At 73.9% G+C, this 17,717-nt stretch carries 14 protein-coding genes; 4 read left to right on the top strand and 10 right to left on the bottom strand.

The window, feature by feature from the left end; all coding sequences use genetic code 11:
- Positions 1–130 precede the first annotated feature (130 nt).
- Together ACBI99_RS06775 and ACBI99_RS06770 are read left to right on the top strand one after the other, a co-directional pair.
- Entirely contained in the window at positions 131–1,468 is a 1,338-nt protein-coding gene (locus ACBI99_RS06775) for a sensor histidine kinase (RefSeq protein WP_375071899.1), read from the top strand.
- 166 nt (positions 1,469–1,634) lie between these two features.
- Positions 1,635–2,207, top strand: coding sequence for an RICIN domain-containing protein (locus ACBI99_RS06770; protein ID WP_219516601.1), 573 nt, complete (start codon positions 1,635–1,637; stop codon positions 2,205–2,207).
- A gap of 36 nt (positions 2,208–2,243) precedes the next feature.
- On the opposite strand, the gene ACBI99_RS06765 is transcribed toward ACBI99_RS06770, so the two are convergent.
- The 10 genes from ACBI99_RS06765 to ACBI99_RS06720 all read right to left on the bottom strand — a co-directional run bounded on the left by ACBI99_RS06765 (position 2,244) and on the right by ACBI99_RS06720 (position 14,459).
- Positions 2,244–3,602: a glycosyltransferase gene (locus ACBI99_RS06765; protein ID WP_375071898.1), complete on the bottom strand. Its 1,359-nt coding sequence runs from the start codon at positions 3,600–3,602 to the stop codon at positions 2,244–2,246.
- On the bottom strand, positions 3,599–5,842 hold the full coding sequence (locus ACBI99_RS06760) for a glycosyltransferase (protein WP_375071897.1): 2,244 nt from the start codon (positions 5,840–5,842) through the stop codon (positions 3,599–3,601). Before ACBI99_RS06760 ends, ACBI99_RS06765 begins: the two co-directional genes overlap by 4 nt.
- Before the next feature lie 126 nt (positions 5,843–5,968).
- Positions 5,969–7,432, bottom strand: coding sequence for a benzaldehyde dehydrogenase (locus tag ACBI99_RS06755; RefSeq protein WP_219516583.1), 1,464 nt, complete (start codon positions 7,430–7,432; stop codon positions 5,969–5,971).
- On the bottom strand, positions 7,429–8,751 hold the full coding sequence (locus tag ACBI99_RS06750; RefSeq protein ID WP_375071896.1) for an amidase: 1,323 nt from the start codon (positions 8,749–8,751) through the stop codon (positions 7,429–7,431). Before ACBI99_RS06750 ends, ACBI99_RS06755 begins: the two co-directional genes overlap by 4 nt.
- Entirely contained in the window at positions 8,738–9,769 is a 1,032-nt protein-coding gene (locus tag ACBI99_RS06745; protein ID WP_219516566.1) for a branched-chain amino acid ABC transporter permease, read from the bottom strand. Before ACBI99_RS06745 ends, ACBI99_RS06750 begins: the two co-directional genes overlap by 14 nt.
- Positions 9,766–10,632, bottom strand: a complete 867-nt coding sequence (locus ACBI99_RS06740; protein WP_219516550.1) for a branched-chain amino acid ABC transporter permease — start codon at positions 10,630–10,632, stop codon at positions 9,766–9,768. Before ACBI99_RS06740 ends, ACBI99_RS06745 begins: the two co-directional genes overlap by 4 nt.
- A gap of 1 nt (position 10,633) precedes the next feature.
- Positions 10,634–11,365, bottom strand: coding sequence for an ABC transporter ATP-binding protein (locus ACBI99_RS06735; protein WP_219516541.1), 732 nt, complete (start codon positions 11,363–11,365; stop codon positions 10,634–10,636).
- On the bottom strand, positions 11,362–12,120 hold the full coding sequence (locus tag ACBI99_RS06730; RefSeq protein ID WP_357591001.1) for an ATP-binding cassette domain-containing protein: 759 nt from the start codon (positions 12,118–12,120) through the stop codon (positions 11,362–11,364). Before ACBI99_RS06730 ends, ACBI99_RS06735 begins: the two co-directional genes overlap by 4 nt.
- The gene (locus ACBI99_RS06725; RefSeq protein ID WP_219516522.1) at positions 12,120–13,415 is read right to left on the bottom strand and encodes an ABC transporter substrate-binding protein; all 1,296 of its coding nucleotides are present in this window, start codon (positions 13,413–13,415) and stop codon (positions 12,120–12,122) included. The genes ACBI99_RS06730 and ACBI99_RS06725 overlap by 1 nt, the downstream gene beginning before the upstream one ends.
- A gap of 210 nt (positions 13,416–13,625) precedes the next feature.
- A complete protein-coding gene (locus ACBI99_RS06720) occupies positions 13,626–14,459 on the bottom strand; it encodes an IclR family transcriptional regulator (RefSeq protein WP_357591003.1) in 834 nt (277 codons plus the stop codon).
- Positions 14,460–14,523: 64 nt separating this feature from the next.
- Here ACBI99_RS06720 and ACBI99_RS06715 point away from each other — a divergent pair, with 64 nt between their 5' ends.
- A complete protein-coding gene (locus tag ACBI99_RS06715; RefSeq protein WP_375071895.1) occupies positions 14,524–16,044 on the top strand; it encodes an aldehyde dehydrogenase family protein in 1,521 nt (506 codons plus the stop codon).
- Positions 16,045–16,349: 305 nt separating this feature from the next.
- Positions 16,350–17,384 (top strand): nitronate monooxygenase, encoded by a 1,035-nt coding sequence (locus ACBI99_RS06710; RefSeq protein WP_375071894.1) that lies wholly within the window; start codon positions 16,350–16,352, stop codon positions 17,382–17,384.
- Positions 17,385–17,717: the final 333 nt, after the last annotated feature.

The raw sequence follows: 17,717 nt of genomic DNA, 5'->3' as shown, positions 1-17,717 counted from the left end.
TGGAGGGGCGGCGGCGCCTTGACCGAATGCTGGGTTATTCCACGGTGAAGGCGAGGAACGTTCACCGGGTGTATCCGGCGGCGCGTGGGCGGCGGCGGGCGTGAGGGCCGCGCCCGCCGGCAGGTTGTCCGTGCAGGCGACGCTGGCGCTGGCCGCCGGCGTGTTCTCCCTGGTCGTGCTGAGCGCGATCGGCGTGCTCGCCGACGTGGCGATCCGCGCCGCCATCGAGCGCGGCGTCTTCGAGGAGACCGAGCGGGCGGCGACCGACTGGATCGGGTCGATGACCACGAGGCGGCCGTCGCCGCCGGTCACCGCCTCGGACGTCGACCTGATGCAGCTCGTCGACTCGTCCGGGAACGTGGTGTCGGCCAGCCGGGCGGCCGCCGGGCGTCCGCCGCTCAGCGCGTTCTGGCCGCGGTCGGAGGACCGGATCGAGCACCGGACCGAGTGCTCGCCGGCCGGGTCCGTCATGTTCACCGCCACCCGGCCGTCGCCCCAGGAGGAGCAGGTGCTGTGGGGCGGCGAGTCGCACGTGGTCTACGCCGGGCGGATGCAGCCGGAGATCCTCGCCACGCACCGGCTGGAGCTGTTCCTGGGCGCGGGCGTCCTGGCGGCGAGCGCCCTGATGGTGGGGGTGGCCTGGGTCCTGACCGGCCTGGCGCTGCGGCCGGTGGAGGCGATGCGGCGCCGGCTGGCCGAGGTGACCGTGACGGACCTGAGCCTGCGCATCCCGGAGCCGCACGGCAGTGACGAGTTCGCCCGGCTGGCGCGTACCGCGAACGTGACGCTGGCCCGGCTCCAGGCGGCGGTCGAGCAGCAGCGCAACTTCTGCTCGATGGTGTCGCACGAGCTGCGCACGCCGCTGACCGGGATACGGACGCAGCTGGAGGAGGCGCTGCTGTATCGGGAGGTGGACCCGCACCAGGCCATCCGCGACGCGCTCGGCACCGCCGACCGCTGCCAGTCGATCATCGACGAGATGCTGATGCTGGCCCGGGTCCGGGCCGCCCCGCACGGCGCGGAGCGGGTGGACCTGGCCGAGCTGGTGCGCGGGGAGGCGGCGGCGCGGCGCTCGGGGGTGCCGGTCCGGGTCCGGGTCGAGGAGGGCGCGGAGGGCGTCCTGGTGCGCGGGAACACCGTCCAGATCTGCGAGGTGCTGGTCAACCTGATGGCGAACGGGCAGCGTCACGCCCGGTCGGGTGTGGAGGTCAGCCTCGCCCGGGTGGACGGCCAGGCGGTCGTCACGGTGCTCGACGACGGCGACGGCATCGCGGAGGCGGACCGGGAGCGGGTGTTCCAGCCCTTCGTCCGGCTGGCCGAGGCGCATCGGCGCGACCCGAAGGGCAGCGGTCTCGGCCTGGCCATCTCCCGTGCCATCGCCGAGGCGCACCAGGGTTCGCTGAAGGTCGGGGACTCGGAGGCGGGTGCGGCTTTCGTGTTGCGGCTGCCGCTCGCCGACGCCGATTGAGCCGTTCTTCCTTTCCCTTTTCTGTCAGGGAAAGGCGTCATGGCGTTTTTGGGAAGTGGAATACCCCAGGCTGGGGGGCGGCTTGTGTGGCGGGTGAAAGTGTTTCTTCGGCGGAGACGAGCTTTTCTCGTCCGGTCAACCCAATTTCCCGGAGGAATCCTTGAAAATGGCGAAAAACACCAATTTCGTCACCAGGAGCGCCGGAGCGCTCCTGGGCGCCCTGCTCGCGGTCTCGGCCGCCATACCCGCCGCCATGCCCGCCGCCGCGGCGGACACGCTGTCGCGGCCCGGCACCGACCGCGGGGACGTCTTCTACATCGTCGCCGAGCACAGCCGCCAGGCGATCACCGCCCAGACCCACGGCCCGCGCCCGCTCGGGATGATCCAGGTGCCCGTGCGCGGCCTGTCCACGCAGCAGTGGCGCGTCGTCCGCTGGGACCACGCCTGGCTCCTGGTGAACCGCCACTCCGGCCTGTGCGCCGCGATTCCCCGCGAGCGGCACGCCCGCCTCGTCCAGGACGTCTGCGGCCGGTTCGGGCACGTCAACCCGCGCGCGCTGTGGAACGCCGACCGGCCGGGCGCGCTGTCCGGCAGGCCGGTCATGTGGCGCTCGGCGTACAACAAGGAGTGCATCGACGTCTTCGGCCACTCCCACGACCACTACACGGTCGTCCAGCACCACCGCTGCCACGGCGGCGAGAACCAGACCTTCCGCCTGGTCCCGGTAGCCGACTCCTGACCGTGGGGCGGGGGCGCGTGATTCGCGCCCCCGCCGTCACGTGACGCCGGGGGAGTCGGGCACCAGCCCGTGCTCGGTCAGCTCCCAGTGGAAGCGGCGGCTCGGCCGCGCGAGCTGCACCAGCGCCCGGAACGCCGCCACGCTCATCAGCGCCCAGTAGAGCGGCACCAGCAGCATCGTGCGGACCGCCTCGTGCACCGAGCGTTCCAGGCAGCCCGCCATGTGGGCGAGCATCAGCAGCAGGTTGCCGGCCACCATGACCATCGTGCCCAGATAGAGCGCCACCCCCGGGAACAGCGCCTCGACCGCGCTGGGCCCCGCCACCAGATAGAGCGCCGTGAGCGCCCACAGCACCGGGTTGAGCAGCGTGCACAGCACCGAGAACCCGACCGTGAACTGGAAGCTCCAGAACCCGCGCGCCCCCAGCTCCCGCCACAGCCGCCGAGGCGAGCGCATGTGGACGAGCCACGTCTGCATGTAGCCCTTGATCCACCGGCTGCGCTGCCGCACCCAGTTGCCCAGCCGGCTGTTGGCCTCCTCCTCGGTGACCGAGTCCATCATGCGCACGCTCCACCCGCGCCGCGCGATCCGGATGCCCAGGTCGGCGTCCTCCGTGACGTTGTACGGGTCCCACGCCCCCAGCTCGCGCAGGGCGTCCGCGCGGAAGTGGTTGGAGGTGCCGCCGAGCGGGATCGGCATCCGGTAGCGGTCGAGCCCGCGCAGGAAGAGGCTGAAGTTCAGCGCGTACTCGGCGGTGAAGCACCGGGTGAGCCAGTTGGTCCACGGGTTCCAGTAGTGCAGCTCGGCCTGGACGCACACCACCCAGCTGGGCGCCCCGGCGAACGCGGCGACCGCCTTGCGCAGCTGCGACGGCTCGGGCCTGTCCTCGGCGTCGTAGATCACGCAGAACTCGCCGCGGGCCCGCTCCAGGCCGACGTTGCACGCCTTCGGCTTCGTCCTGGGCTCGCCCGCCGGGATCAGCACGAGCTCGAAGCCCGGGGGCAGCTCGTCGGGCAGCGCGGCGGCGGTGTCCTCGTCGTCCTCCTCGACCAGGAGCAGGACCTGCAGCCGGTCGGCCGGGTAGTCGAGCGCGGCCAGCCGCCGCAGCAGCGCGGGCACGACGCGGCCCTCGCGGTGCAGCGGCACGAGCACCGTGTAGGGCGGCAGGTCGTCGTCCCCGGGCAGCTCGGCGAAGCGCAGCACGTCGCCGCCCCGCGCCTGGAAGATCAGCCACAGCTTGTAGCCGACGCCCGCCGCGTACAGCAGGGTGACGGTGACCATGCAGGCGGCCAGCACCGTCACCACCCCGGTCAGCGCCATCGCCCCGGCCAGCACGAGCGCGCCCGCCCCGGCGGTGATCCGCTGCCCGCGGCTCAGCGTGACGTGCGCGCTCACCGGGCCGCCCCCGCCCGGTAGACGACGCGGTCGCCGTCGTCGTAGACCGGCGTGTAGCCGCGCAGCGCCGGGGCGCCGTTCAGCGCCTTCCACACCCGGTCGCGGTCGCCCGGCGTGCGGCGCATGTGGATCCACCGCACGCCGCTGCCCGCCGGGTCGTCCAGCGCCGCCCGCCACTGCCGGAAGCTGCCCTCGTACAGGATGGACCCGGTGGGCACCCGGGAGTGGAAGGTCAGCACCTCGTTGCCGAACGACTGCATCAGCACCCTGCCGCCGTCGTAGTGGGATCGGAGCCAGGCCGCGGCCCGCAGCCCGGACCGGACCGCCTCGCCCGACCGGAACGCCTCGGCCTCGCGCCGCACGTCCAGCTCGCCGGTGGCCAGCGGGCACACCAGCACGGCGACCGCGCCGGCCAGCGCGGCGACCGGCCGCCCGGCCCGCGCCGCCTCGGCGGCCAGTCCGCCCGCGAGCAGCGCCACCGGCAGGATCACGATCAGGCCGAAGCGCACGTTGTACAGGTCGCCGGCGATCTCCTCCACGTGCAGCGGACGCTGCCCGGAGTAGAGCGCGTAGACGAAGAACACCGCCAGCAGCAGCGGCGCCAGGCACACCGGGTCGCGCCGCCGCAGCACGTGCGCCACCAGCCCGGCCAGCGCCAGCACGGGCAGCACCGGACCCAGGTTGCCCACCACCGCGTAGCCGTACGTCCTCAGCGACGTCCCCCAGTCGCCCACGGTCAGCTCGTCGCGCGACACCCACAGCGACGGCTTGGCGTACTCGCCGGCGTAGAAGTAGAGCGGGTCGCCGAAGATGACCACGTTCCACAGCAGCCACAGCGCCATCCCGGCGAACGCGAGCGTGCCGTAGAAGATCACGTGCGCCTCCGCGCGGGAGCGCCGGCGCGGGCGCGGCGAGCGCCGCCACACGGTCCAGCCCACGATCAGCGCCGCGACGGCGGCGATCACCCACCCCTCGTAGCGGGTGAGGGTCGCGAGCAGCGCCGCCGCCCCGGCCGCGGCCAGGCTCCGGTAGTCCTCGGTACGCCGCCACGCCGTGAGGTGGTAGACCGTGGCGGCCAGGCAGGCCAGCAGCGGCAGCTCGGTCATGGGCGTGCTCTGCAGATACAGCACGGCGGGGCAGAGCGCGAGGACGGCCGCCGCCGTGACCCCGGCCCACCGGCTGCCGGTGAGCAGCAGCGCCGTCCGGTAGAGGTAACGGGTCGCCAGCACGTACGCGATCATCGAGACGACGGTCGCCGCCGTGCCCGACCGGTACCAGCCGTCGATCCACACCAGCGGCAGCGTCAGCAGGTGCGGCAGCGGCAGCCAGACGCCGCCGAGCTGCGCCAGGCCCGGCGTGGGCGAGCTGATCACCCGGCGGGAGATGAGCAGGTGCGAGATCGCGTCCGGGTACGCCAGCCGCGCCGCGCCGAAGTGCTGCCAGGCGACCATCGACAGCACGGCGGCCAGCACGGTGAGCACGGCGAGGACGGGGTCGCGCGGCCGGACCAGCCGGTGCGCGGCCCGGCCCACAGGGGTCGCGGGCGACACCTCGGCCCACAGCGACAGCAGGCTGCGCAGCGACCGCAGCGCGACCGGCAGCCGGCCGCCGCTCTGCTCGCCGTGCAGCCTCGGGAAGTGCTCCACCGGCCGCTGGATGATCCGCGCGCCCAGGCCGCGGGCCTTGGCCAGCAGCTCGGGGGAGATCGTCGCGGCGTCGGCGCGCAGGTCGAGGCGTTCGAGCACACGCCGGTCGAACAGCTTGTAGGCGCAGTCCACGTCGCGGGCCCTGATCCCGAGCAGCAGCCGGGTCAGCCACGTCCAGGCCCCGCCCGCCAGCCGGCGCCCCAGCGGGTCGGCGCGCGGCAGCCGGTAGCCGATCACCACGTCGGCGCGCTCCCGCTCGGCGTCCGCGACCAGCTCCGGCAGGCCGTGGGCGCGGAACTGGCCGTCGGAGTCGGTCAGGAAGATCCGCCGCGCCCCGGTCTCCGCCAGCGCGTGCGCGATGCCCGTGCGCACGGCCGCGCCGTAGCCCAGGTTGGCCTGGTGGTGCACGACCTTGACCCGGCCGGGGAAGCGGCTCGCCAGCCGGTCGGCGACCTCGCCGGTGCGGTCGGGCGAGCCGTCGTCGACGACGACCACCCAGTGCTCGTCCTCCTCCAGCGTCGTGAGGAAGTCCTCGACGGTCGCCGCCAGATTGGCTTCCTCCCGGTAGGCGGGCATCACCACGGCCACGCTCACGCGAGTCCCCCCATACGCGAAAGAAAGATGCCCTGACCAGCGGAAACTGGAGAATCACCGCCGACAGTACGCACCAGGCACGCAGGGTGTCAGGGAACACGCCGCAGGTTTTCCCCCAGAAGGGGTTCAGAAGGGGTAACGCGGCGGCTCGCCCCGCATGGTGATCCACCGGGTCTCGGTGAACGCCTCGATGTTGGCCGCCGCCCCGCCGAACCGCGACCCGGTGCCGGACGCGCGCACGCCGCCGAAGGGGGCGTTGGCCTCGTCGTTCACCGTCTGGTCGTTGATGTGCACGATGCCGGTCGGGATGCGCTCGGCCACGGCCAGCCCGCGCATCGCGTCGCGGGTGACGATGCCCAGCGACAGGCCGTACTCGCTGGCCGCGGCGATCTCGGCGGCCTCCTCGGCCGACGAGACGCGGGTGACCGGCGCGACCGGCCCGAAGACCTCGTCGGCGAAGGCCGGCGCGGTCAGCGGCACGTCGGCCAGCACCGTCGGCCGGTAGAAGAGGTCCTCGTAGGAGCCGCCGGAGGCGAGCCTGGCGCCCTGGCCGACGCTCTCGGTGACCAGCCGGTGGATCTTGTCGCGCTGCCCGGCGTCGATGACCGGGCCGAGCGCGACCTCGCCGGTGGCCGGGTCGCCGACGGTGAGCCCGCCCGCCTTGGCGGCCAGGCGCTCCACGAACTCGTCGTAGAGGCGGCCGTCGACCAGGTGGCGGCCGGTGGTCATGCAGATCTGGCCCTGGTGGAAGAACGAGCCCCAGGCGGCCAGGTTCACCGCCGACTCCACGTCGGCGTCGTCCAGCACCAGCAGCGCGGAGTTGCCGCCGAGCTCCAGGTGGGCCCGCTTGAGATGGCGGCCGGCCAGCTCGCCGATGCGCCGGCCGACCGGGGTGGAGCCGGTGAAGGAGATGACGCGCACGTGCGGGTCGGCGATCAGCGCCTCACCCACGTCCGCGCCGCCGGGCAGCATCTGGAGCACGCCCGGCGGCAGCCCGGCCTCCTCGAACACGCGCGCCATCAGCGTGCCGCCGGTGACGGCGGTACGCGGGTCGGGCTTGAGGAGGACCGCGTTGCCGAGCGCCAGCGCCGGGGCCACGGACCGGATGCCGAGGATGATCGGCACGTTGAACGGCGAGATCACCGCCACCACCCCGGCCGGCATGCGCCGGGCCATCGACAGGCGCGGCTGCTCCGAAGGCAGCACCTCGCCGATCGCGCGGCCGGGCAGCGACGCCGCCTCGTAGCACTCCTCGGCCGCCACGTGCAGGGCGAACCCGGCCATGCCGGGCACCGCGCCCACCTCGCGGACGTTCCAGCCGCTGATCTCCTCGGCGTGCCGCTGCCACAGGTCACCGGCCCTGCGCAGCACGGCGGCCCGCGCGGTGTGCGGCAGGGCGGCCCACTCCCGCTGCGCCTCGGCGGCGGTGCGGGCGGCCTCGGCCACGTCCTCCGGGGAGGCCAGGCCCATGCGGCCGAGCTCGCCGCCGGTGGCGGGCTCGACGACGGCGTAGTCGCCGCCGCTCCCCGGCGTCCACGCGCCGGTCTTGAAGATCTTTCCTTGCCAGTCGGTGCCGTCGAGCAGTGTCACGGCCGTTCCCTTCTGTGTGAGTGTGGTGGTGCGGGCAGGGGCGGGGTCAGCCGCTCGACCAGGCGGGCGGCGTCGAGGACCAGGTCGTCCCGCCCGGCCGCGCCCGCCAGTTGCAGCCCGACGGGCAGGCCGCCGGCCAGCGCCACCGGCACCGAGACGGCCGGCAGCCCGGCGGCGTTGAACGGCGAGGTCAGCCGGGTCAGCAGCAGCTCGATCGGCCACTCGACCGGCCCGGCCGGCCCGGCGACCACGGCGGTCATCGCGCCGATCGGCGGCGCGGTGATCGGCACGGTCGCGCTGACCAGCACGTCGCAGGAGTCCAGGGCCCGCGCCAGCCGGGCCGTCATCCGGCGTATGGCCGCCTCCTGCCGTCCGGTCTCCTCGGGCGCGGGCGGCGGCATCCGCATCAGCTCGGCCACGTCGGCCCCGAACAGGGCGGGCTCCCGCTCGAACGCCCGCCGGTGGAACGCGCCCGCCTCGCGCACGATCCTGGCCAGCACCGCCTCGGGCATCAGCGGCTCGTCGGGCACGGCGACGTCCTCGACGGGCACGCCGTGCTCCTCCAGCCGCGTCCGGGCGGCCGCGAGCGCCGCCCGCACGCCCGGCTCCAGGACCGCGTCGAAGTAGCCGCCCAGCCAGCCCACCCGCGGCGGCCGGGACGGGCCCGGCCCGAGCGGGGCGGCCAGAGCGCTCATCAGCCGTGCCGCGCCGTCGACCGTCGGGGCGAGCACGCCGAGATGGTCCAGCGACGGCGCCAGCGGCAGCACCCCGTCGAGTGGGACGCGCCCCCGGGCCGGCTTGAACCCGACGCACCCGCTCAGCGCGGCCGGGATGCGCACGCTGCCCGCCGTGTCCGAGCCGAGCGCGCCGAGGCTGCTCCCGGCGGCGACCGAGGCCGCCGACCCGCCCGACGACCCGCCCGGCACGTGCCCGTGACGGTAGGGGTTGTGGGTGGGCCCGAAGAACGCGCTGTCGGTGCGCCCGCCCCAGGCCAGCTCGTGCGTGGCGTGCTTGCCGAGGATCACCGCGCCGGCCTCGCGCAGCGCGCGCACCGCGCTCGCGTCCCGCTGTGGCACGTGATCGGCGAACCGCGGCGAGCCGTACGCGGTCCGCACGCCCGCCGTGTCGATCAGGTCCTTGATCCCGATCGGCAGGCCGTGCAGCGGCCCGCGCACCGGCCCGGCCTCCAGCTCGGCGGCCCCGGCGCGGGCCTGCCCGGCCGTGACGAGGGCGTACGCGTTCAGGTGCGGCTCGGTCGCCTCGATCGCCGCCAGCATGCGCTCGGTCAGCTCGACCGGCGACGGCTCACTCGCGGACATCGGGCCTCCTCACGTGATAGCCGACGGGGAACAGGCTCAGCCCCGTACGGGAGCGCACCAGCCCCCACAGCCCGCCGGGCAGCCAGAGCGCCACCGCGATCCCGACCGCTCCCAGAACGACCAGATACCAGGAACCGTAGTCGGCGAGGAACTGCTGCATCGTGAAGAACACCAGCGCGCCGATCAGCGGGCCCTCGATGAACCCGATCCCGCCGATCACCACGATGAAGATCATGTACGCGGACCACTGCACACTGAAGATCGCGTCGGGGTTGACGCTGAGCGAGCTGACGGTGATCACCCCGCCGGCCGCGCCGCACCCGGCCGCCGAGACGAGATAGACCAGCCGCTTGGCCCGACCCACGTCGATCCCCGCCGAACCGGCGGCGGTCTCCTCGTCCCGCACCGCCATCAGCGACAGCCCGAGCCGGCCGCGCAGCAGCAGGTAGCAGCCCGCGATCGTGGCCAGCGCCAGGGCCAGCGCGATCCAGTACGTGAGCGCCCCGCGCAGCGTCTGGTCCAGCCCCGACAGCCCGGTCAGTCCCTTGCCGCTGCCGCCGCCGAGGCTGTCCACCCGCACCACCAGGAGCCGGTAGACCTCGGCGATCACCCAGGTGCCGACGGCGAAGTAGTCGCCGCGCAGCCGGAACGCCAGCCACGACGTCGGCACCGCGAACACCGCGCAGGTCAGCGCCGCCAGCGGGACCGCCAGGTACGGCTGCACGCCCAGGTCGGCCAGCGCGATGACCGTGTAGGCGCCGATGCCCACGTAGGCCTGCTGGCCCACCGACACCAGCCCGCCGAAGCCCGCGAGCAGGTTCCACATGCTCGCCAGCGCGACCAGCACGAACAGGTTGACCAGCGTGTCGGTCACCGTGCTGAACACCAGGAACGGCAGCGCCGCCAGCAGGGCCGCGCCGGCCGCCATGACCAGGCCGGACAGCCGGGAGGCGCGGGCGGCCCGGCTGACGTGCGGCCCGCCCGCCGCGCGGGCGGTCACGAAATCGGAGAGCGTCATGCGGTCCGTCCAGCGAGCAGGCCCTGCGGCCGGAAGGCCAGCACGGCGAGGAAGACGAGATGGCCGGCGAGCAGGGTCAGCGCCGGGTCGGCCTGCGCGCTCAGCGACTGCGTGATGCCGAGCACCATGCCGCCGAGCAGCGTCCCCCACAGCGACCCGAGCCCGCCGATGACCACGGCCTCGAACGCGAAGATCAGCCGGGACGGGCCGATCGACGGGTCGAACGAGGAGCGGATCGCGAACATCAGCCCGGCCAGCGCGACCGTCGCGAACGCGATGGCCGTGGCGATGCCGTAGACGTGCCGGCTGTCGGCCCCCATGAGCCTGGCGGTCTCCGCGTCGTCGGACGAGGCGCGCAGCATCCGGCCCAGCCCGGTACGCGACAGGAACAGCTGGATGCCAATCAGCACGGCCCCGGCCAGCACGAACGTCGTCAGCGACAGGTAGCCGACCGAGATCGCGCCGGACAGCTCGAACGAGCCCGTGGCGAACGCGCCGCCGTCGAGCGTGCGCGTGTCGGCCGAGAAGATCTCCAGCAGCACGTTCTGCAGCACGATCGACAGGCCGAACGTGACCAGCAGCGTCGCCAGCGGCCCGGCCGCCAGGCTCCGCTGCAGCAGCACCCGCTGCGTCAGGTAGCCGAGCAGCGCGAACAGTGGCACCGTCACCACCAGCACCACCCACAGCGGCAGCCCCGTGCCGCCGACCAGCGCCAGCGCCAGGAACGAGGCGACCACGGCGAGGTCGCCGTGCGCCAGGTTGACGATGCGCATCACGCCGAACATCAGCGACAGGCCGGTGGCGAACAGCGCGTACAGGCCGCCCAGCAGGATTCCCTGGACGACGGCGTTGAGCCAGCCCATGTCAGTCGTGTCCTTCCTGGCCGGCAGGCCGGGCGTCGAGGCCGAAGTAGGCGTGTTCGACCTGTTCGGCGGTCAGGTCCCCGGGCCGCCCGTGCAGCACGGACCGGCCTTCGAGCAGGCAGTGCACCCGGTCGGCGACCCGCATGGCCTGGGAGACGTCCTGCTCGACGATGAGCGCGGTGGTGCCCGCGCCGACGATCTCCGGCAGCGCCTCGTAGATGCGGCGCACGATCACCGGCGCGAGGCCGAGCGACAGCTCGTCGATGAGCAGCAGGTCGGGGTTGGCCAGCAGCGCCCGGCCGATCGCCACCGCCTGCTGCTCGCCGCCCGAGAGCTGGGCGGCGTTCTGGCCGCGCCGCTCGGCCATCCACGGGAACAGCGCCTGCACGGCGCCGAGCGTCCACGGGCCGGGACGGCGCCGGTAGCCGCCGGCCAGCAGGTTCTCCTCCACGGTGAGGGAGCGGAACAGCCTGCGCCCCTCCGGCACCAGCGCGATCCCCGCCGAGACCCGCCTGTGGGCGGGCAGCCGGGTGATGTCGCGGCCGGCGAAGCCGATGGTGCCGGACGTCGGCAGGATCAGCCCGGCCAGCGCGCGCAGCAGCGTGGACTTGCCCGCGCCGTTCGCGCCGATGATCGCCAGCACCTCGCCCTGCCGTACCTCCAGGCTGAGGGCGTCCACGGCGCGCAACTGCCCGTGGTGGACGGTGAGGTCGCGGATGGACAGCAGGGTCACGGCCGCTCCTCCTCACCGGTGGTCGTCTCGGTCTCGGGTCCGCCGCCCAGGTAGAGCTCGCGCACCTTCGGGTCGGCCAGCACCCGCATCGGCTCACCGTCGGCGACGACGGCCCCGCCCGCCAGGCACACCATCCGGCCCACGGTCTTGACCAGCGCGTGCACCACGTGCTCGATCCAGACCACGGCCAGCCCGTCGGCGTGCAGGCCGCGTACGACCGCGACCAGCTCGGCCACCTCCGGCTCGGTCAGGCCGCCCGCGACCTCGTCCAGCAGCAGGAGCCGGGGCGCGGTGCCCACGGCCCTGGCCACCTCCAGGCGCTTGCGCTGCAACAGCGTGAGCCGCCCGCCCGGGGTGTTGGCCAGCGCGGCCAGCCCGGTGCGCTCCAGCACGTCCATGGCGTGCGCCTGCGCCCGGCCGCCGCGCAGGCCAGCGCCCTGGTGGGCGCAGACCAGCACGTTCTCGAACACCGTGAGGTGCTCGAACGGCCTGGGCACCTGGTAGGTGCGGCCGATGCCCGCCCGGGTGCGCGCGTACGGCGGCGCGCCGGTGACCTCCCGGCCGCCGAACCACACCGCGCCCCCGTCGGGACGCAGATCACCCGAGATCATCGCGAACAGGCTGGACTTGCCCGCGCCGTTCGGGCCGACGATCCCCAGCGCCTCGCCCGCCTCGACCGACAGCGTCAGCTTCTCGGCGACGGTCACCCTGCCGAAGCTCTTGGTGACGCCGTCCAGCCGCAACAGCGCCGCCATCACGGGTTGGTGGGCAGGAGGTCGCCGCCGACGGGAACGTCCTTGTTGGCGGAGTTGTCCACGATGACCACGTCCCACGGGAAGCGCTCACCCTTGCGCCACTGGCCGCCCACCGGGTGCTGGATCGCGATGCCCGGCTGCGGCCCGGCGGTGAAGTCCAGCTTGCCGCTCATGCACTCGATCTTCATGCCGCGCAGCTTCGCCGCCACCTCGTCGCGGTCCTTGGGGTCGTCCGCCTCCTTGAACGCCTGCACCGCGATCTCGAACAGCGAGTACACCGAGCCCAGCGCCTGCGTCCACTGCTTGCCGGTCGCGGCGGCGAAGTCGTCGGCGAGCTGCTTGGCGCTGCGGCCGTCCAGCGTCGAGGCGTACGGGTGCGCCGGGCTCCACCAGAAGTCGGTGGCGATGTTGTCCGTCAGATCGCCCAGCGCCTCCGCCTCGGACGGGAACAGCATCACCTTCGCCACCGTGGCCAGCTTCGGCCTGAACCCCTGCTGCCTGGCCTGCTTCCAGAACGTCTGGAAGTCCGGCGGGATCGGCGCGCAGGTGAACAGCTCGGCCTCGGCCTCCTTGAACGCCGCGATCTGCGCGGTGAAGTCGGTGGCGCCGTTCTGGTACGCGCCGCCGTCGACCGGCGTGTAGCCGGACTTCTTCATCATCGGGCCGAGCCCCTGCCGGAAGGCGTTGGCGTCGGTGTCGTTCGGCCACAGCGCGGCCACGTTCTTGCCGGTCACGCCCATGCGGTCCCACATGGGGAAGAAGCAGTCGGCGAACTCCTTCATGCCGAAGAAGAACAGCGTCGTGTACGTGAACCCCTCGCCGTCCTTGCCGCCCCGGCCGTGGAACCACGCCTCCCAGGGGGCGATCGTGGTCACGTTCGGGATGCCGTTGGCCTCGCACTGGTCGGCGACCGGGTTGGTGGTGTCGGGCGTCGACGAGCCGACGATCAGGTCCACCTTGTCGCTGTTGATGAGCTGGCGGGTGACCTCCGTGGCGCGGTTGGCGTTCGACTGGGTGTCCTTGACGACGATCTCGATCCGCCGCTTCACTCCGCCCGCGGTGAAGCCGTTGCGCAGCGCCTCCTGGATCTGCTTGACCACGAAGTTGTCGGCGGTGGCGAACCCGGCCAGCGGACCCGTCTGCGGGCTCACGTACCCGATCTTGAGGACGTCGGAGGACGAGCCGCCGGTGCCCTTCAGCCCGCCGCACGCGCCCACCAGGGACGTCCCGCCGAGCGCGGCGGCCGCTCTGAGGAAGGAACGGCGGTTCAGGCCGCCCGTTGAGGTGTCGCTCACGCCAAACTCCTTGTGTCGACGGTGCTCGGCGGGCATGAGGGGGCCGCGAGCACCGCGCTCGCTCTGGGGGTGGTTCGCTCGGCCACCTCGTCGCCGGGGGACGGCGCTGACCTGCGGTGGCGGGAAGTTGAGGCGACCGTACGGCCGCGTCAGCACCAGAGCAACACTCTGTTTCACGGGTTCGAACGCGATTTTCCTGGTCCGAACGCGCTATCCGTTCGGGCGGTACCCCAGGCGGCGGGAGATCTCGGCCGCCGTGCGGCGCAACGGCGGTTCGAGCCGCCCCGACAGCGTCTCCAGCGTGGTCGGCGCGATGGTCAGGTGCACCGCGACGTTCACCGCCGCCACCACCTCGCCCGTCCGGTCACGCACCGGCGCCGAGAACGACCGCAGCCCCGGCGCCAGCTCCTCGTCGTTCACCGCCACGCCGCTCTGCCGCACCTTGGCCAGCGCCGCGATCAGCTGCTCCCGGTTCGTGATCGTCCTCGGGCCGCGCCGCGCCATCTCCGTCCGGTCCAGAATCTGCCGCAGCGCCGCCGGATCCTTGTACGCCAGCAGCACCTTGCCCATCGACGTGCAGTAGGCGGGCAGCCGGGAGCCCACGTGCAGGTTGAGATCCATGGCCAGGGCGCTGCGCCGGCCGCTGCGCCTGCGGTCCACGTACACGACGTCCGGGCCGTCGCACAGGCCCATGCTCACGGTGCAGCCCGTCTCGTCGGCCAGCGCCTGGAGCAGCGGCGCGGCCACCCCCGTGAGCTCCATCGAGTCGATCGCCGCGAATCCCAGGTCCACCACCCTGGGGCCGAGGAAGTACTTCTTGCTGTCCGGGTCCTGGCGGAGATACTCCAGCTTGACCAGGGTCGTCACGTACCGGTGGGTCGTGCTCTTGTTCAGCCCGACGACCCGCGCCAGGTCGGCGATGCCCAGCACCGAACGGTCCGCCGTGAAGGCGGACAGGATGCGCAGCCCGCGCTCCAGGGACACCGAGAACGTGGCGGAGGCGCCCGTGGCGGCCCGGGGGCGGGCGGAATCGTCAGCGGTCACGGTTGGAATATAGTTCCAGCGTTTCGCAGGTTCGAACACATCCGAGCAAGGAGAGCGGGGCTCCATGCACAGCGAGAGCGCCCGGCCCGCCCAGGGCACCGGCACCGGCGGTCCCACGGGCGACGGCACGGGCGGCTTCACCGGTCATTTCATCGACGGCGAGTGGGCCGCCGCGCGGTCCGGCCGCTCCTACCCCAACCGTTCGCCCTGGACGGGCGAGGTGCTCGGCGCGGTCGCCGCAGGCGACGCCGACGACGCCGACCGCGCCGTCGACGCCGCCCACCGCGCCTTCCCCGGCTGGTCCCGCCTGCCGCCCGCCGAACGCCAGCAGATCTTCCTGCGCGCCGCCGACCTCCTGCTCGCCCGCCGCGCCGAGGTCGCCGCCGCCCTCGCCGCCGAAACCGGCTGCGGCCGCCACTTCGGCGACGTCCAGATCGACTTCTCCGTACGGCTGCTCCGCCAGGCCGCCCAGCTCGCCTACCGCCCCACCGGCGAACTCCTGCCCTCCGACCTGCCCGGCACCCAGGCGATGGCCGTACGCCGCCCCGTCGGCGTCGTCGGCGCCATCGCGCCCTGGAACTCCTCGCTCGCCCTCGGCGGCCGGGCGAGCATCGGGCCCCTCGCTCTCGGCAACACGGTCGTGCTCAAACCCTCCGAGGAGTCACCCCGCACCGGCGGCGCCCTGTGGGCCGAGATCCTGCACGAGGCCGGGCTGCCCGCAGGCGCGTTCAACGTCGTCACCCACGCCCCCGGCGAAGCCGGCGCCGTCGGCGACGCATTGCTGGCCTCCCCGCACGTCAAACGCGTCAACTTCACCGGCTCCACCGCCACCGGCCGCCGCCTCGCCGAGAAGGCCGGACGCCACCTCAAACGCCTCGTCCTCCAGCTCAGCGGGCAGAACCCGCTCATCGTCGCCGCCGACGCCGACCTCGGCCACGCCGTCGACGCCGCCATCTACGGCGCCTTCGTCCACCAGGGCCAGGTGTGCATGTGCGCCCGCCGCGTCTACGTCGAACGCCCGCTCGCCGACGCCTTCACCGCCCGCTTCGCGGCCAGGGCGGCGGCGCTGCCCACCGGCGACCCGGCCGACCCCGCCACCGTCGTCGGCCCCGTCATCAACGAATGGGCGCTGGCCCTGCTCGACCGCCGCGTCAAGGAAGCCGTCGCCCTCGGCGCCCGCGTCCTCGCCGGCGGCCACCCGCGCCCGCCCTGCTACCCGGCGACCGTCCTCACCGACGTCCCCGCCGACGCCGAGCTCGCCCAGGCCGAGACGTTCGGTCCCGTGGTGATCCTGGAGGTGGTCGACACCGCCGAAGAGGCGGTCGCCCGCGCCAACGCCTCCGACCTGGGCCTGGCCGCCTCCGTCATCACCGCCGACCCCCGCCGCGGCCTCCGCCTCGCCGCCGCCCTGGAAGCCGGCATCGTGCACGTCAACGACCAGCCCGTCAACGACGAGCCGCACATGCCGTTCGGCGGCGTCAAGGACAGCGGCTGGGGCCGCTTCGGCCTCGGCTTCGCCGCCGAGGAGTTCTGCGACCTCCAATGGATCACCACCCGCGACACCCCCCGCCCCTACCCCTTCTAACCCCCACTCTCGTCCCAGGTCCGCCCCCGCCCAAACCGCCCCCATGCCCGGGCCCGCCCCCTTGCCTCCGGCTGCGCCCCCCGAGGCCAGGACCGCCTTCGCCCTCGGGACCCGCGCCCTTGCCTCCGGCTGCGCCCCAGAGGCCAGGACCGCCTTCGCCCTCGGGACCCGCGCCCGGAACCGGCCCTCGTCCGGTGCCCACCCCCGCCTCAACCCCCGACCCCGTGCCCGCGTTCGCGCCACTCCGAAGCGGGGCCTGACCCCCGGGCCGGGGGGCGGGGTGCGGTGCGGTGGACAATGCGGGCATGAGCGCTCTGCTGTCCCACGTCGGAGCCGGCCTGCCGATCCTCGCCGCGCCGATGGCCGGTGGACCGAGCACCCCCGACCTGGTGGTCGCCGCCGCACGCGCAGGCGGCCTCGGGTTCCTCGCCGCCGGCTACAAGAGCCCCGACCTGCTCGCCGCCCAGATCCAGGCGGTACGCGCGGCGGGTGTGCCGTTCGGCGTCAACGTGTTCGCCCCCAACCCGGTCCCCGTCGACCCGGCGGCCTACCGCGCGTACGCGGCCGAGGTGCGGCGCGAGGCCGACCCGTACGGCCTCACCCTGCCCGCCGACCCGATCGAGGACGACGACCACTGGGCCGACAAGCTCGACCTGCTCGTCACCGACCCCGTCCCGTGGGTGTCGTTCACCTTCGGCCTGCCCGGCAGCGCGGCCGTCACGGCCCTGCGCGACGCCGGGACCACCGTCCTGCAGACCGTCACCACCGCCGACGAGGCCCGCGCAGCCGCCGACGCGGGCGTGGACGCGCTCATCGTCCAGGCCCCCGCCGCCGGCGGCCACTCCGCCACCCTGACCCCGGCCACCCCGCCGCCGCTGTCCGTCACCCTCCCCGACCTGATCACCCAGGTACGCCAGGCCGTCGGCGGCCTCCCGATCATCGGCGCGGGCGGGATCGCCACCGCCGCCGACGTGGCCGCCACCCTGCGCGCCGGAGCCGAAGCCGCCATGGTCGGCACCGTCCTGCTGCGCACCCACGAGAGCGGCGCCTCCGAACCGCACAAGAACGCCCTCACCGACCCGGCCTTCGACGGCACGGTCGTCACCCGCGCCTTCACCGGCCGCCCCGCCCGCGCCCTGCGCAACCATTTCACCGACCGCTACGACGCCGTCGCCCCGCCCGGCTACCCCGCCCTGCACCACCTCACCAGCCCGCTCCGCAAGGCCGCCACCGCCGCCGGCGACACCCGGCTCATCCACCTCTGGGCGGGCACCGGCCACCGCCACGCCCGCCCGGAACCCACCCCCGAAACCCTCACCCGCCTCGCCGCCGCGCTCTGACCTCTCCGCACGGGCCCGAACGCTCGTCCCCCGCAGCTTCCCCGCCGAGGCCACCAGCCGCCCGCCCTCCGTAGGCCGTCCCCCCGGGCTGGGCGCACCCGAGCCGGGCGCACCTGTGCGGGGCGCATCCCGCGCCGGGCCCGCCCTGAGCGGGGGCCCACCCCGTGTAAGGGGCGCACCCCCCATGCAGGGTCTTCCCGTGAGGGGCCTTCCCGTCAGGGGGCTCCTCACCCGGGCCTCCCAGGGCGCAGCTTCCCCGCGTGGGGCCTTTCTCGTGCGGGCCTCCCAGGCCGGAGCTTCCCCGTGCAGGGGCGCACCCCGTGCCGGAGCGCA

It is taken from the genome of Nonomuraea sp. ATR24, from assembly GCF_041950485.1.
In the GTDB taxonomy this organism is placed as follows: Bacteria; Actinomycetota; Actinomycetes; order Streptosporangiales; family Streptosporangiaceae; genus Nonomuraea; species Nonomuraea ceibae.
The sequence above is the reverse complement of the archived record's forward strand: the minus strand, read 5'-3'. Positions and strand labels throughout refer to the sequence as shown.

Excerpts from the sequence above, each read along its gene's own strand:
- ACBI99_RS06770 (WP_219516601.1), top strand. The coding sequence starts at position 1,635 with ATGGCGAAAAACACCAATTTCGTCACCAGGAGCGCCGGAGCGCTCCTG.
- ACBI99_RS06750 (WP_375071896.1), bottom strand. The coding sequence starts at position 8,751 with ATGTCCGCGAGTGAGCCGTCGCCGGTCGAGCTGACCGAGCGCATGCTG.
- ACBI99_RS06745 (WP_219516566.1), bottom strand. The coding sequence starts at position 9,769 with ATGACGCTCTCCGATTTCGTGACCGCCCGCGCGGCGGGCGGGCCGCAC.
- ACBI99_RS06740 (WP_219516550.1), bottom strand. The coding sequence starts at position 10,632 with ATGGGCTGGCTCAACGCCGTCGTCCAGGGAATCCTGCTGGGCGGCCTG.
- ACBI99_RS06730 (WP_357591001.1), bottom strand. The coding sequence starts at position 12,120 with ATGGCGGCGCTGTTGCGGCTGGACGGCGTCACCAAGAGCTTCGGCAGG.
- ACBI99_RS06715 (WP_375071895.1), top strand. The coding sequence starts at position 14,524 with ATGCACAGCGAGAGCGCCCGGCCCGCCCAGGGCACCGGCACCGGCGGT.
- ACBI99_RS06710 (WP_375071894.1), top strand. The coding sequence starts at position 16,350 with ATGAGCGCTCTGCTGTCCCACGTCGGAGCCGGCCTGCCGATCCTCGCC.